Genomic DNA, 13216 nt, shown 5'->3' with positions numbered 1-13216 from the left:
AGACGGCCTTCTTCCACCTGGGCAATCTGGTGGAATACGGCGACACGACGCAGATCTTCACCACCCCGAAGGACCCCCGGACCGAATCCTACATCACCGGACGGATCGGCTAAGGAGCAGGACGATGACCACCCCACATATCCTTTCCGCCTTCGACCGCGACCTTGAGGCGGCGCAGGCCCTGGTCATGCGCATGGGGGGGCTGGTCGAGAGCGCGCTTCTGGACGCGGCCGAAGCGCTGGACACCCGCGACGAGGACCTGGCCGTGCGGGTCAGGACCGGAGATGCGGCGATCGACGCGCTGGAGGAACAGATCAACGCGCAATGCGCGCAGCTTCTGGCGCTGCGCGGGCCGACGGCGAGCGACCTTCGCACGGTGCTGACGGTGATGAAGATCGCCGCCGCGCTGGAGCGGGCCGGGGACTACGCGAAGAACATGGCCAAGCGGACCGCAGTCCTGTCGCAGATGTCGCAGGTCGCGGGCGCCTCGGGGTCGATCCGCCGGCTGGCCAAGGCGGTGGTGCAGATGCTGACCGATGCGCTGGATGCCTATATCCGTCGCGATGTGAAACTGGCCGAGGACGTGCGCAATCGCGACCGGGATGTGGACCAGATGTACAACTCGATCTTCCGCGAGCTTCTGACCCACATGATGGAGGATCCGCGCAATATCGGTCCCTGCATGCACCTGCATTTCATCGCCAAGAACATCGAACGGGTCGGGGATCACGCGACATCGGTCGCCGAGCAGGTGATCTACCTGGTCACCGGCGCCTTGCCGGAGGACGAGCGGCCGAAGGTCGACAGCACGGGAACGGGGGCCTGAGATGGCGCGCAGCGGACAGCCGAGGGTACTGCTGGTCGAGGATGAACCCGCGCAGCGGGCGGTCCTGGCCTACAACCTGGAAGCCGAGGGCTTTGCCGTGACGCAGGCCGACAACGGCGAGGATGCGATCGTGCTGGTGGACGAGGAGGATCCCGATATCATCATCCTCGACTGGATGATGCCGAAGGTGTCCGGCATCGAGGTCTGCCGCCGGCTGAAGATGCGCCCCGATACCCGCGCGATTCCGATCATCATGCTGTCGGCCCGGGCCGAGGAGGTGGACCGGATCCGCGGGCTGGAGACCGGGGCGGACGATTATGTGGTCAAGCCCTATTCGGTGCTGGAACTGATGGCCCGCGCCCGGGCGCAGTTGCGGCGGGTGCGGCCCTCGACCGCCGGGATGGTGCTGGAGCACGAGGATATCCGGCTGGACCCCGAAAGCCACCGGGTCTATCGCGGCGACAAGGTGCTGAAGCTGGGGCCGACGGAGTTCAAGCTGCTGGTCACGCTGATGGAGCGGCCCGGTCGGGTGTTTTCCCGCGAGCAGCTGCTGGACCTGGTCTGGGGCCGCGACATCTATGTCGATACCCGGACGGTGGACGTGCATGTCGGCCGGTTGCGGAAGAGCCTGATGAGCCACGGCGGCAGCGATCCGGTGCGGACGGTGCGGGGCGCGGGTTATTCCCTGGGATAGTGCCCAGGCGCGGGCAGGTTTCGTATCTTTTGGAAATCAAGGGCCTGGTTGCGGGCGTTAAGCGATTCTAACCTGTTCGCGGCGGCGCGGGTCGGGGCGGCGGCTGAATCGAGCGCCTTGCGGCGCAAGTCTTTTGTCTCGTCGTCGGGCTTCGCCTCCTCCTCGGTCGTTGGGGGCGCTTCGCCCCCCAAGCCCCCCGAGAGTATTTGCAACATGGGCAAGATCAGAGGGTTTTCAGAATCCTGTCCAGGGTCGTGAGAACCTGATCGACATTGGCCAGGCTGAAGGGGAGCGGCGGCCGGATCTTGAGGCTGTCGCCTTTCGGGCCGGTCGAGCTGATGAGGATGCGGTTTTCGCGCAGCGCGTTGACGAGGCGCGCGGTGCGGGCGGGGTCGGGCCGGCCATCGGTCAGGATGGTCTGGCCGATGAAGAGACCGGCGCCGCGGGTTTCGCCCAGGGACTCATGGCGTTGCGCGAGGGACTTCAGGCCCTGCATGAAGGCGGCGCCGACGGTGGCGGCGTTGTCTTGCAGGGCTTCGTCGCGGATCACGTCGAGGACGGCAAGGCCCACGGCGGCGGCTACGGCATTTCCTCCGAAGGTGTTGAAATAGCGCGCCTTCCGGCCGAACTCGGCGATGGTTTCGGGTTTCAGCGCAAGGCCGGCGAGCGGGTAGCCGTTGCCCATCGGCTTGCCCATGCTCACCATGTCGGGGATCAGCCCGTGGCGCTGGAAGCCCCAGAACCGGCTGCCGGTGCGGCCGAAGCCGGGCTGGACTTCGTCGGCGAGGAAGAGGCCTCCGCGCGCCCGGATCGCGGCGGCGGCGGGGGCGAGGAAGCCGGCGGGGTCGGGATGGACCCCGTCCGAGGAGAAGATCGTGTCGACGATCAGGAGCGCGGGTCTGACGCCCTGCGCGGCCATGCGGTCGCAGGCTTCGGTGACGGCCTGCGCGAAACCTGCGGCGATGCCCTGCGGGTAGTTTTCGGCTGACGGCGCGGGGATCGGGAACACCGTCGGGCCGGGGGCGACGGCGGGGCCGATCGACATCGACATCTCGGCGGTGGCCAGCGTGACGCCGTGGTAGGCGTTGTCGGTGACGATCACTCCGGTCCCGCCGGTCGCGGCGCGGGCGATGCGCAGGGCGAGGTCGTTCGCCTCGGACCCCGTGCAGGTGAACATGACGTGGGAGATTTCGGCGGGAAACAGGGCGAGAAGGCGTTCCGCGCAGTCGAGGATGCCGTCGTGCAAGTAGCGGGTGTGGGTGGCGAGGGTTGCGGCCTGTCGGTTGAGGGCCTCGACCACGCGGGGGTGGCAATGGCCGACGGAAGCGACGTTGTTGTAGCAGTCGAGATAGGCGGTGCCGTCGGGGGCGTAGAGGTGGACGCCTGCGCCGCGCACGAGGTGGACGGGGGTTTCGTAGAAGAGGCGGTAGGCGGGGCCGAGGGCCTTGGCGCGGCGTCGGGCGAGCGCCTCGTCGGCGGGCGAGAGGTGCCCGGCGCCGGGGGTGTAGGCGTTCAGCATGGTGGTCTGGCGGGTCATGACGGGCTTCCGCAGGCGGTGAGGAGGCGGGGGGCGAGGGCGGCGGGATCGGTCAGGGCGTCGAGGCCCGCGCGGGAGGCGGGGGCGTTGCGCAGGATATAGGCGGCGTTGTCGGGATAGCGGGCCGCGCGCCAGGCGGAGATGGTGAGGGTCGTCACCAGGCGGGCGGTGATGAGGTCGGGGAGGAGCCGGATCTCGTTTGCGCTGAGGGGGTTGGCGCGGTGGTAGGCCTGCGTCAAGGGGATCAGGAGCGCGGGCGGATCGCCGGGGTCGATCAGGTAGGAGGCGGCAACGGCGAGGTCGCAGATGCGGTGCGACAGGGTCATGTCGCCGAAGTCGAGGATGCCGCTGAGGCTGGTCGGATCGGCGGGGTCGGCGAGGAGGTTGTGGGGGTTGAAGTCGCCGTGGATCACCTGGCGGGGGAGTTGGGCGAGGGCCGGGGTGATGTGGGTGGTGAAGTGGGTGAGGAAGGCGGCGATCCTCGGCTTCAGGTCGTCCGGCAGGGCGCCGGTCAGGGGGGCGAGGTCGGCGGCGTTGCGGATGTCCCAGAGGAGGTGATGGTCCGCCGCCGGGTGGTGGAAGGTCGCCAGCGTGGCGTCGAGGCGGCCGAGCGCGCTGCCGATCGCGGCGGCAAGGGCCGGGCTGCGGGGCAGATGCGCAAGCGGCGTGCCGGGGAGCCAGGTGAGGAGGCGAAGGGCGCCCTCTGGCGTGGGGACGATGGCGCGGCCGTCCTGGGCCGGGACGACGCGCGGGGTGGGCAGGTCGGGCGCGTGGTGGGCGGTGTGCAAGAGCGCCAGGGTCTGGAATTCGGTCAGCGCGGCGGGTTCGGCGGGGTTGGCGAGTTTCAGGGTGAAGCTGCCCCGGCCCGTGTCGAGGCGGTGGTTCTGGTCGCGCTCCGAGGTGAGGGGGTGCAGCGTGCCGGCGCGCTGCCAATGCGACCTTGCCAGTCCGGCAAGCGCCTGGACCGGGAGGCAGGGCGGGGGGAGCGAGAGGAGGCTGCCGGCGGGGTCTTGGGTCATGGGTCTGGGTCCGGGCGCAGGATAGCCGTTGCCGCGCCGGGGACCAGCGGAATGTGCGTTGACATTGGTGAGTGATTTAGTCAGGATATAGGGGCAAGCCCAGCCAGCCCTGTCGGGGCGCGCCCGGTGTCAGTCAACTTGGCGGAGGTTTCCCATGTCTCGACATGATGCGGCCCGGGGGGTCGGTTTTCTGGATCTGTTCAGCCAGGCGGTGACGGGGTTGTTCCCGGGGCCGGTCCTGGAGGCGCTGATCGCGCGGCTGGAGGATCGGCGATGAACGCTCAGGTGGATGTCTGGCTGACGACGGACGCGACCCCGGTGCATGACGCGCGGGTCCTGACCGAGGGCGGCTCGCTGGCGCGGATCGTGCTGGACGGGCAGGTCTATTCCTTGCGGATCACCCGGGCGGGGAAGCTGATCCTGACGAAATAGGGCGCTTCGATGGGGCCGGGGCAAAATCCTTAGAAGGATTTTGCAAATCTTTTCGAAAAGATTTGCGCTCTCAGCCGCCGGTGTGGCTCATGTGGCGGGTCATTTGCCCCGCGACCTTCTGGCGGGAATAGTCGAAGTCGTGGCCCCTGGGCTTCCGCGCGATGGCGGCGCGGATGGCCTGTTCCAGCTCCGCATCGTCGGGGCTGGCGCGCAGGGGGGCGCGGAGGTCGGCCATGTCCTCCTGGCCGAGGCACATGTAGAGTTCCCCGGTGCAGGTCAGCCGCACGCGGTTGCAGCTTTCGCAGAAATTGTGCGTGAGCGGCGTGATGAAGCCGACCTTCTGGCCGGTTTCCTCGACGCGGACATAACGGGCGGGGCCGCCGGTCCGCTCGGCGAGGTCGGTGAGGGTGAAGCGGTCGGCGAGGCGCGCGCGCAGGTCCTTCAGCGGCCAGTACTGGTCGAGGCGGAGGGGGGACATGTCCTCGCCCATCGGCATGACCTCGATGAAGGTGAGGTCATGGTCGTTGACGGCGCACCAGTCGAGGAGGGGGAAGAGCTCGTCCTCGTTGAAGCCCTTGAGGGCGACGGCGTTGATCTTGACCCGCAGGCCCGCGGCCTTGGCGGCCTCGATGCCTTCCAGAACCTGCGGCAGGCGGCCCCAGCGGGTGATCCGGGCGAACTTGTCGGGGTCGAGCGTGTCGAGGCTGACGTTGATCCGGCGGACGCCGAGGTCGGCCAGCGGTTGGGCGAATTTCGCCAGCTGGCTGCCGTTGGTGGTGAGCGTCAGTTCCTTGAGCGCGCCGGTGGCGAGGTGGCGGGACATCGCCTGGAAGAAGGTGAGGATGCCCTTGCGCACCAGCGGCTCGCCCCCGGTGATGCGGAGTTTCCGCACGCCCATGCGGACGAAGGTGGAGCAGAGCCGGTCGAGTTCCTCGAGGCTGAGGAGGTCGGCCTTGGGCAGGAAGGTCATGTGTTCCGACATGCAATAGGTGCAGCGGAAATCGCAGCGGTCGGTGACCGAGACGCGCAGGTAGCTGATCGCGCGGGCGAAGGGGTCGATGAGCGGCGTCATGGCGACAGCCTATGCGGGGGCGAAGCTTCGCACAAGTCCGAGAGCGACGATTGCGGGGCGGGGGGCGGCGGGATAGGCTGACGGGCATGAGACAGCTTGTTCTGATCCCCGTGCTTGCCCTGGCCCTGTCGGGCTGTGCCCTGTTCGAGAAACAGGCGGGCGGGCCGAGGTCGATCCCCGGCCCGGCCGAGCCGGCGCCCGTGACGGAAGTCGCCCCGGCAGTTGCGACCACGACTATGGGCGCGCGGGCGGTGCGTGCCGAGGCGCTGGACAAGACCACGGCGGCCGAGAAGGCGGCGGCGCTGGCCGCCCCGGCCAAGGGGGGCGAGCGGGAGTTGGGGAAGGTGGTGGTCGCTCTGGGGCCGCCGGCCGAGCAGGGGATCTGGCTGTCCTCGGCGCTGGTGAAGGAGAGGGCGCAGGGCCGGATCGTGACGGCGGCGGGCAAGTCCCTGGCGGTGGAGTTGCGGCCCGGCACGGGCGGGGCGCTCTTGTCGCTGGCGGCGTTCCAGGCGCTGGGGCTGAGCCTGACCGCGCTGCCGGAGGTCACGGTCTACGGGCCGTAGCGCGGAACGCGCGCGGCGGTTTTCGGGCGGGGCGATTTTCGAATCGAGCGCTGACGCGCAAGTCCTTTGTCTCGTCGTCGGCCTGCGCCTCCTCCTCGGGTGCCGGGGGCGCTTCGCCCCCCGGACCCCCAGAGAGTATTTGGGACATGGGCAAGCCCGCGCAGGTCAGGCGGGCTGGCTGACGAGATGGTCTGCCACGGTTCCGATCACCTGCCAGCCGGCGTCGAGCAGGAGAAGGTCGGCGAGGTCGCGGCCTTCCGGTGTGGCGAGGTCGGGGCGGGACAGGAGGCGCGCCGGCGCCGCCACGGCCATGTCGAGCGCGGTTTCGGGCGCGGTGCCGACCTGGGTGATGAGGCGGCGGAGGCCCTCGGCCATGGTCACATGCGCGCCGGCAAGCGAGCCTTCGGCGTTCACCAGGCGGCCGTCCTTCAGCCAGATGTCCCGGCCGTAGAGGCGGAAGTGGCCGGAGCCGCCCACGGTGCACATGGCATCGGAGACAAGGACCATGCGGCCGGGAACAGGGCGCGCGCGGATGGCAAGGCCCACCATCTCGTCGGCGACATGGATGCCGTCGCAGATGATGCCCGCGTAGGCGGTGGAGTTGATGCAGGCCCCGGTCACGCCCGGCGCGCGGTTCAGCATCGGCGACATGGCGTTGAAGAGATGGGTGAAACAGCTGGCGCCCGCGTCGAGGAGGGCGCGCACGTCCTCGGCGGTGGCATCGGAATGGCCGATGGAGACGATCGCTCCGAGGGCCGCGAGGCGGGCCACGTCCTGCGGGGTGGTGCTTTCCGGTGCGACGGTGATCTTGACGAAGATGTCGGCGGCCCGCAGGCGCCGGACATGGGAGAGTGTCGTCGCGTCGAAGGGGCGGATGTAGTCGGCGGCATGGGTGCCCCGGCGCGGGATCGAGAGGTGCGGGCCCTCGATGTGCAGGCCGAGGAGGCTGCGGTCGGGGTTCGGTTCGGCATGGACGGCAAGGGTGGCCTCGACCGCGCGGGCGAGGACCTCGGGCGCGTCGGTGATGACGGTGGGCAGGATGCCGACGGTGCCGAAGCGGCGGTGCGCGGCCGCCATGGTGTGCAGCGCCTGCGGCGACGGGTCGTTGTTCAGCAGCGCGTCGCCGCCGCCGTTGACCTGGAGATCGAGGAAGCCGGGCGTGAGGATGCCGGTCACGCGGCGCGTGGGGGCATCGGCGGGGGGCGTGCCGATGTGCAGGCTGCGGTTGCCCGCGAGGGCGAGGGCCGCGCCGGGGCGCAAGGACTGGCCGTCGAAGATCGCGTCGGGGATCAGCCAGAGGTCGGGTTTGGCGCTCATGTCCTTGGTCCCGTGAAGAAATAGGGGCGCAGCGCGGTTTGCACCCGGGCGAGCGCCAGAGCGCGGGGCAGGGGATAGTGGCTGGCGCGGGCGCTGGCAATCTCGTCGGCGCGGAAATGTGCGGAAAGGAGCGGGTCGGGGAGGCGTTTGTCGGCAAGGTCGGTCAGCAGGCGCTGGACGGCTTCCTGCGCCTGCGGGGCGGGCCAGTAGTAGCGGATGCGGTCGGCCAGGCCGAAGTGGCGTTGCAGGCGCCGGTCGGGGCCGTGGATATGGGCCTGCCAGTGGGCGGGATCGGCGAGCATCACCGCCTCCATCCTGTCGGGGAGGCTTGGGCCGGTGGCCCAGCCGGTCTGCGCGCGGATGGTGTCGAGGGCGTAGAGCGCCTCGCGCCAGGCGAAGGTGAGGGCGGGGCCGACCTTCTGGAAGGCGAAACCGAGTTCGGCGAGGCGGGGGTAGGCGGCGGCGTGCTGGTAGTCGGTGGAATGGGCCTCCAGGCAGGTCTGCGGCCAGTCCGTCAGGGCGGCGCGGAGGCCGGGGTCGCGGGCGAGGGGGAGGTGGTGGACCTCCATCGGGCTGAACTCGACGCCGGGCTGGACTACAAGGCCACCGATGAGGTCGAGGGGGACGCGCGCGGCGGTGAAGGCGTCGCGGTGAGCGGCGAGGGTGGCCTTTGCGCTATCGGGGGTCGTCGGGGGGATGTCTCCGTGGTCGTCGGTTCTGGCGCCGCCGGGGGGCGGGACTTCGGTGCCGATGACGAACAGGAGTCTGCCGGGGTCGGGGGCGTGTTTCAGCGCGGTCGCGGCGAGGACGGCGGAGCGGGTGGCAGTGATTTCGTCGGGAAGCTGGGCGGGTTCCCCGGCGCAGCCTTCGGAGCAGTCGAGGTGGAGCTTGGTGAAGCCCGCAGCGGCGTAGTCGGCGACCATGCGGTGGGCTTTTTCCATGGCCTGATCGGCGGGGAGCTTGCGCCAGGCCTGGGGGCCGAGGTGGTCGCCGCCGAAGCGGATGCGTTCATGCGTTACATGAGATCTGGCGGCTATTTCCTTGACGAAGCGTATGAAGTTGGCGGGTTTCAGGCCGGTGTAGCCGCCGTCCTGGTTGACCTGGTTCGAGGTCGCCTCGATGACGATGGGCTGGTCGAGGGTCTCGGCCAGGGTGAGCGAGGCCTCGAGCGCGTCCGGGTGGGCGGTGCAGACCGAGGGGATGGCGATGGCCTCTCCGGCGCGGTTGCGGGCGATGATGGCGCGGAGGTCAGGCATCGCGGGCCTCGTTCAGGGCGTGGAGGGCGGCGCCCCTTGCGCCGCTGGCGTCGCCGCCTTCGGCAAGACGGATGGCGGGGACAGGGAAGCCTTTCAGGGTGGCCCGGGTCAGGCGGCGGGTGAGGTCGTCGGTGAGGCCGGGGGCCCGGGAGAGGCCGCCGCCGAGGACGATCACCTGGGGGTCGATGGTGAGGCAGAGGGTCATCAGGAACTCGGTCGCGAGGTCGAGCCAGATCTCCCAGGCCATGGCAAAGGCGGGGGTGGTGGCGCGGCCCGCGACGATGGTTTCGGGGGTGTTTTCAGTGCCGGTGAGGTGGGCGGCGATGCGGGACAGGCCAGGGGCGGAGAGGTAGGTCTCGGTGCAGCCTTGACGGCCGCAGCCGCAGGGAAGGATGGGGAGGTTGTGGGCGATGACGGGTGCGGCGGCGAGCGGGAAGTGGCCGAACTCGCCTCCCGTGGCGGCGGGCGAGGGGAGGAGACGGCCGCCGGAGACGACGCCGCCCGCGACGCCGGTGCCGAGGATGAGCCCGACGGCGGGGTCGGCGCCTCTGGCAGCTCCCAGCGTGGCTTCGGAGAGGGTCAGCGCGCGGCAGTCGTTGATCCAGGCGATGGGGCGGCCCGCGGCGGCGGCGATGTCTGCGGGGAAGGGCTGGCCGGTGGCGGGGAGGTTCGAGGTGAGGGCGAGGCCGGTCGCGGGGTTGACGAGGCCGGCGGCAGAGACGCCGATGGGGGCGGGGCCGTGGGTCTCAACCCAGCGGATCGCCTCGGCCATGGCGGCGACGAGGGCGGGGTAGTCCTTCGGCGTGGGCCAGCGGTTGCGGGCGAGGAGCGTCCAGTCCGGGGCGAAGACCTGCGCCTCGATCTTGGTGCCGCCGAGGTCGATGCCAGAGGCGATCGGGGCCGCGGTCATGGCGTCACCGGGTGCAGGCGCACGCCGGAGACGACACGGGTGAGGGTGCCCTGGCCCGCGAAAGGGTCGTCGACGTTCAGGCCGAGCGCGTCGGACCAGTGGATGGCGAGGAGTTGGGCGAGGGCGACGTAGAGGGGGGCGGACCAGAGGTCCGGGAAGTGGTGGGGGATAGCGGGGGCGGTGACTTTGGACTGCGGGAACTGGGTGCGAAGCTCGGCCAGGAGGTCCTCGTCATAGGCGCGGGTGTGGGGGTCGGCGGAGCGGAAGAGCCAGAGGTCGGTCTTTTCCACGGTGAAGCTTTTGGGGCCGTGGCGGAAGCCGAGGGTGCTATCCCAGAGGGCTGGGATCCGGCCTGCGGCAAGCTCCATGACCTTTAGCGCGGCCTCGCGGGCGGCGAAGGCGAGGGGGCCGGAGCCGAGGAAGACGGCGCGTTGGGGCAAGCGGGCGGCTCTGGCGGCATCAGTGAAGTCGGGGAGGAGGGTTTGCAGCGTGTCGGCAAGGGTGGCGAAACGGCGGGGACTGTCCTGCTCCGGCAGGGATGCGTCAAAGAGGGCGGCGGCGGTCAACAGCATTGTGGAGAAGCTGGAGGTCATCGCGAAGCCCTGGTCGTGGGTAGCCTCGGGGAGGGTGATGACGCGGGCTTTCGGGTCGCGGCCAAGGGCAGAGGCGGCGTTGCAGGTGATGTTGAGGCGCGGCCATGTGGGGGCGAGGGCGTCCAGCGCGACGACGAGGCCGATGGATTCGGCGGACTTGCCTGAGCGGCCGAAGCTGACGATGAGTTTCGGGCTGCCGCGCAGGTAGGCGTGGGGGCGGGCGACGATGTCGGTGGTGGGGATGGCGCGGAAGCGGGGGCCGGGTTGGCCTTCAAGGCCGGCGGCCAGGATGTCGCCGATATAGGCGGAGGTGCCTGCGCCGCAGAACCAGACTTCATCGGTGCCGGTGGCGGTGACCCATGCGCGAAGGTCGGCCACGGAGAGTTGGGCGCCCCAGGCGGACCAGATGGCGGGCTGGGCAAGGATCTCGCGGAAGGTGGCGTGGCGGGTGAGGCCGGTCATTGCGGTACTTCCTGGTCTGGCGGGGTGCCCCCCACCCCCGGCCCTTCCGCACGGGGGAGAGGGGCGGCGCCCGGGGCTGGCGTCGTGAGCCGCGGGTAGCGGGAGGGTGTTCGGCTGCGGGCGGTTTTCAGATTGAGCGCCTGCGGCGCAAGCCTTTTGTCTCGCCTCTGGCCTGCGGCCAACCGGCTCGGGCGAAGTGCCTCCGGCGGGGATATTTGCGGACAGATGAAGGGCAGGGGGTGGGTCATCGGGTCTGGGTGACCTTGGAGAGGGTGGCGGGGCGGTCGGGGTCGTGGCCGAGGGCGAGGGCGGTCTGGAGCGCGAGGGGGTAGGTGAGGATCAGGAGGGCGGCGGCGGCGGCGGCGGGGGTCAGATCGCGCGCGCCTGCGTCGGAGGGGCGGAGGCGGAAGGTGGTGCCGCCGGCGGCTTTGAAGCGGGCTTCGGCGGTGTCGAGGCTGGGTTGGACGTCCGCCTGTTCGGTGTCAAGGATCAGGATCAGAAGGGGGTTGGTGACCAGTTGCAGGGGGCCGTGGAGGACCTCGGAGGAGGAATGGGCCTCGGCGTGGAGGGCACAGCATTCCTTGAGTTTCAGCGCCAGTTCCTGCGCCGCGCCGAAGCCGGTGTCGCGGCCGATGACATAGACGTGGCTGGCGCGGAGGAGGGCGGCGAGGAGGGCTTTCTGCTGGGGGAGGTGCTTGCCGCTGAGGGCTGCGATGGCCTCGGCAGAGGCCTGCGCGCGGGGGGCGTAGGCGGGGGCGAGAGCAGAGAGGAGGGCCATGCCGGCACCGATGGCGCCGACAACGGATTTGGTCGCAGGAACAGCAAGTTCCGGGCCTGCGTTGATGCCAAGTGTTAGGTCGGCTTCGGCTTCGACGGGGCTCTGGGGGGCGTTGGTGAGGGCGAGGACGGTTGCGCCCATCGCCCTTGCGCCTTGGGCGGAGCGGACGAGGTCGGGAGAAGCTCCGGACTGGCTGACGACGAGAACGGCGGAGTCGGTAAGGCGGACGCCCTCGCCCAGCGAGAAGATCGAGGGGGGGAGCGAGGTGACGGGGTGGCGGGTTTCCCGCATCAGTTCGTAAGCGAGGATATTGGCGGCGGCGTCGGAGGAGCCGCGGGCGACGGTGTAGATCGCGCGGAGGTTCGTGAGGTCGGGCAGGGTCACGGGTTGCGCGACAGCGGCGGCGAAGACCTGGGGGGCTTGCGTGATTTCGCGCGCCATGTGCTGTCCGGCGTCGGGGGAGAGGTCGGTCATGGTTGGGTCCGGTCGGCTGTCATGATGAGCGCGTTCCGCGCGTTCCTTTGGTCTCGCCGCCTTGCGCCGGGGGCGCAATGCGGCTCGGGGTGCCTCCGGCGGGGATATTTGGGGACAGATGAATGGGCGAAGGGGGTCATTGGCGCAGGCCTTGGCTGTCGAGCTCGGCCCAGGTGTCGGTGAGGTCCACGACCTGGCCGGTCACGCGGGCCCGGTCGAGGGCGATGGCGGTGATGCCGGCCTCCATCGCGTCGAGGATGGAGACGGGGAGGCTGGCGCTTTCCCCGCGCAGGTAGGCGGTGATGTCGCGGCACATCAGTTGGTCGGCGCCGTAGTGGGCGCCCTTCATCGCGATGCCCTTGGTGTAGTCGTGTTGGGCCAGGGTGCGGCCGTCGCGGGCGGTGACGCGCAGGAAGCCGCGCACGAAGTCGCCTTCGGCCATGCCGTGGGTGCCGATCACGCAGAAGCGGCGGTGTTCGTCGGGGACGTTCAGATTGGTGTGGAAGGCGAGGCTGGCGCCGGTCTCGTATTCGAGGATCGCGGTCTGGAAGTCGATGATGTCGCCGTCGGAGGTGAAGGGATCGTCGGTGGATTCCCAGACGGATTTCTTGACGTGGAAGATCTCGGCCTCGGCATTCGACTTGGGCGCGTTCGCGGGGACAAAGGATTTGCGGCCGCCGAAGCTGGCGACGCGCCGGGGGCGCGAGGCGGTGACCATGTTGTAGATGTCGAGGTCGTGGCAGCATTTCTCCAGCATGAAGCCGCCGGCAAGATCGGTGCGCCGCCGCCAGTCGCGCATGAAGAAGGCGCCGTGATAGGGGGCGATGTGTTCGTTCGCCTCAAGCGAGGTGATCTCTCCCAGCCAGCCTTGCGCCAGGGCGGCGCGAAGGTCCACCATGTGCTGCGAATAGCGCAGGACGAGGCCGACCATCGCGCGGTTCACTCCGCCATGCTTCGCCAGAAGTTGGGCAAGGTCGAGGGTTTCCTCGATGCTGACCACCACGGGCTTTTCGGTGAAGACCTGGACGCCGGCCTCCAGCCCCAGGCGGATCTGGTCGAGGTGGAAGACGTTCGGCGAGAAGACGCAGTAAAGGTCGGGGCGCGCGTCCGACAGCATCGCCTCGATGGAGGGGTAGCGGGGGGTGTCGGTGCCGATCATCTCAAGGTGGGTCGGCTGGGGGTCGTAGTAGCCGACGATCCGGGCTTCCGGCATTTCCTGTTTCAGCGTGGTGAGGACGTGACCGGCCCGCAGGCCGATGCCCGAGGTGACGATGCGCATGGGT

The 13216-nt window shown here is 69.7% G+C and carries 14 protein-coding genes and 1 pseudogene; 6 read left to right on the top strand and 9 right to left on the bottom strand.

Going from position 1 to position 13216, the window contains the following annotated elements; translation table 11 throughout:
- The 3 genes and pseudogenes from G8O29_RS15130 to phoB form a co-directional block, all read left to right on the top strand.
- Window positions 1-113: pseudogene (locus tag G8O29_RS15130) on the top strand (phosphate ABC transporter ATP-binding protein); the annotation flags it as partial.
- A gap of 11 nt (window positions 114-124) precedes the next feature.
- Window positions 125-826: a phosphate signaling complex protein PhoU gene (gene phoU / locus G8O29_RS15125; RefSeq protein WP_166404059.1), complete on the top strand. Its 702-nt coding sequence runs from the start codon at window positions 125-127 to the stop codon at window positions 824-826.
- Between the two features lies 1 nt (window position 827).
- Entirely contained in the window at window positions 828-1520 is a 693-nt protein-coding gene (phoB, locus tag G8O29_RS15120) for a phosphate regulon transcriptional regulator PhoB (protein ID WP_166404058.1), read from the top strand.
- 223 nt (window positions 1521-1743) lie between these two features.
- On the opposite strand, the gene G8O29_RS15115 is transcribed toward phoB, so the two are convergent.
- Together G8O29_RS15115 and G8O29_RS15110 are read right to left on the bottom strand one after the other, a co-directional pair.
- Complete coding sequence (locus G8O29_RS15115) at window positions 1744-3057, bottom strand: aspartate aminotransferase family protein (RefSeq protein WP_207623861.1); 1314 nt, start codon at window positions 3055-3057, stop codon at window positions 1744-1746.
- A complete protein-coding gene (locus G8O29_RS15110; RefSeq protein ID WP_166404057.1) occupies window positions 3054-4076 on the bottom strand; it encodes a phosphotransferase in 1023 nt (340 codons plus the stop codon). The genes G8O29_RS15115 and G8O29_RS15110 overlap by 4 nt, the downstream gene beginning before the upstream one ends.
- Before the next feature lie 154 nt (window positions 4077-4230).
- Here G8O29_RS15110 and G8O29_RS18725 point away from each other — a divergent pair, with 154 nt between their 5' ends.
- Both G8O29_RS18725 and hemP read left to right on the top strand, forming a co-directional pair.
- Complete coding sequence (locus G8O29_RS18725) at window positions 4231-4353, top strand: hypothetical protein (protein ID WP_302848584.1); 123 nt, start codon at window positions 4231-4233, stop codon at window positions 4351-4353.
- Window positions 4350-4508 carry a hemin uptake protein HemP gene (gene hemP, locus G8O29_RS15105; RefSeq protein WP_128516021.1) on the top strand — a complete coding sequence of 53 codons (159 nt, stop codon included), beginning with the start codon at window positions 4350-4352 and terminating at the stop codon, window positions 4506-4508. Before G8O29_RS18725 ends, hemP begins: the two co-directional genes overlap by 4 nt.
- A gap of 70 nt (window positions 4509-4578) precedes the next feature.
- On the opposite strand, the gene moaA is transcribed toward hemP, so the two are convergent.
- Window positions 4579-5580 carry a GTP 3',8-cyclase MoaA gene (gene moaA, locus G8O29_RS15100; RefSeq protein ID WP_166404056.1) on the bottom strand — a complete coding sequence of 334 codons (1002 nt, stop codon included), beginning with the start codon at window positions 5578-5580 and terminating at the stop codon, window positions 4579-4581.
- Between the two features lie 86 nt (window positions 5581-5666).
- On the opposite strand from moaA, the gene G8O29_RS15095 reads away from it, so the two are divergent.
- Window positions 5667-6143 carry a hypothetical protein gene (locus G8O29_RS15095; protein ID WP_166404055.1) on the top strand — a complete coding sequence of 159 codons (477 nt, stop codon included), beginning with the start codon at window positions 5667-5669 and terminating at the stop codon, window positions 6141-6143.
- 165 nt (window positions 6144-6308) lie between these two features.
- Here the strand turns inward: G8O29_RS15095 and G8O29_RS15090 are convergent, their stop codons facing one another.
- The 6 genes from G8O29_RS15090 to G8O29_RS15065 all read right to left on the bottom strand — a co-directional run bounded on the left by G8O29_RS15090 (window position 6309) and on the right by G8O29_RS15065 (window position 13212).
- Window positions 6309-7460: an N-acetylglucosamine-6-phosphate deacetylase gene (locus G8O29_RS15090; RefSeq protein WP_166404054.1), complete on the bottom strand. Its 1152-nt coding sequence runs from the start codon at window positions 7458-7460 to the stop codon at window positions 6309-6311.
- Window positions 7457-8716 (bottom strand): class II D-tagatose-bisphosphate aldolase non-catalytic subunit, encoded by a 1260-nt coding sequence (locus G8O29_RS15085; protein ID WP_166404053.1) that lies wholly within the window; start codon window positions 8714-8716, stop codon window positions 7457-7459. The genes G8O29_RS15090 and G8O29_RS15085 overlap by 4 nt, the downstream gene beginning before the upstream one ends.
- Window positions 8709-9626, bottom strand: coding sequence for an ROK family protein (locus G8O29_RS15080; protein WP_166404052.1), 918 nt, complete (start codon window positions 9624-9626; stop codon window positions 8709-8711). The genes G8O29_RS15085 and G8O29_RS15080 overlap by 8 nt, the downstream gene beginning before the upstream one ends.
- Window positions 9623-10681 (bottom strand): AgaS family sugar isomerase, encoded by a 1059-nt coding sequence (locus G8O29_RS15075; protein ID WP_166404051.1) that lies wholly within the window; start codon window positions 10679-10681, stop codon window positions 9623-9625. The genes G8O29_RS15080 and G8O29_RS15075 overlap by 4 nt, the downstream gene beginning before the upstream one ends.
- Window positions 10682-10925: 244 nt before the next feature.
- Window positions 10926-11933: an SIS domain-containing protein gene (locus G8O29_RS15070; RefSeq protein ID WP_242679129.1), complete on the bottom strand. Its 1008-nt coding sequence runs from the start codon at window positions 11931-11933 to the stop codon at window positions 10926-10928.
- A gap of 136 nt (window positions 11934-12069) precedes the next feature.
- Window positions 12070-13212 carry a Gfo/Idh/MocA family protein gene (locus tag G8O29_RS15065; protein WP_166404050.1) on the bottom strand — a complete coding sequence of 381 codons (1143 nt, stop codon included), beginning with the start codon at window positions 13210-13212 and terminating at the stop codon, window positions 12070-12072.
- Between the last annotated feature and the right edge of the window lie 4 nt (window positions 13213-13216).

It is taken from the genome of Rhodobacter calidifons, assembly GCF_011174775.1.
In the GTDB taxonomy this organism is placed as follows: domain Bacteria; phylum Pseudomonadota; class Alphaproteobacteria; order Rhodobacterales; family Rhodobacteraceae; genus Tabrizicola; species Tabrizicola calidifons.
Note: the sequence above shows the minus strand (reverse complement) of the source record. Positions and strands in the feature narration are given on the sequence as shown.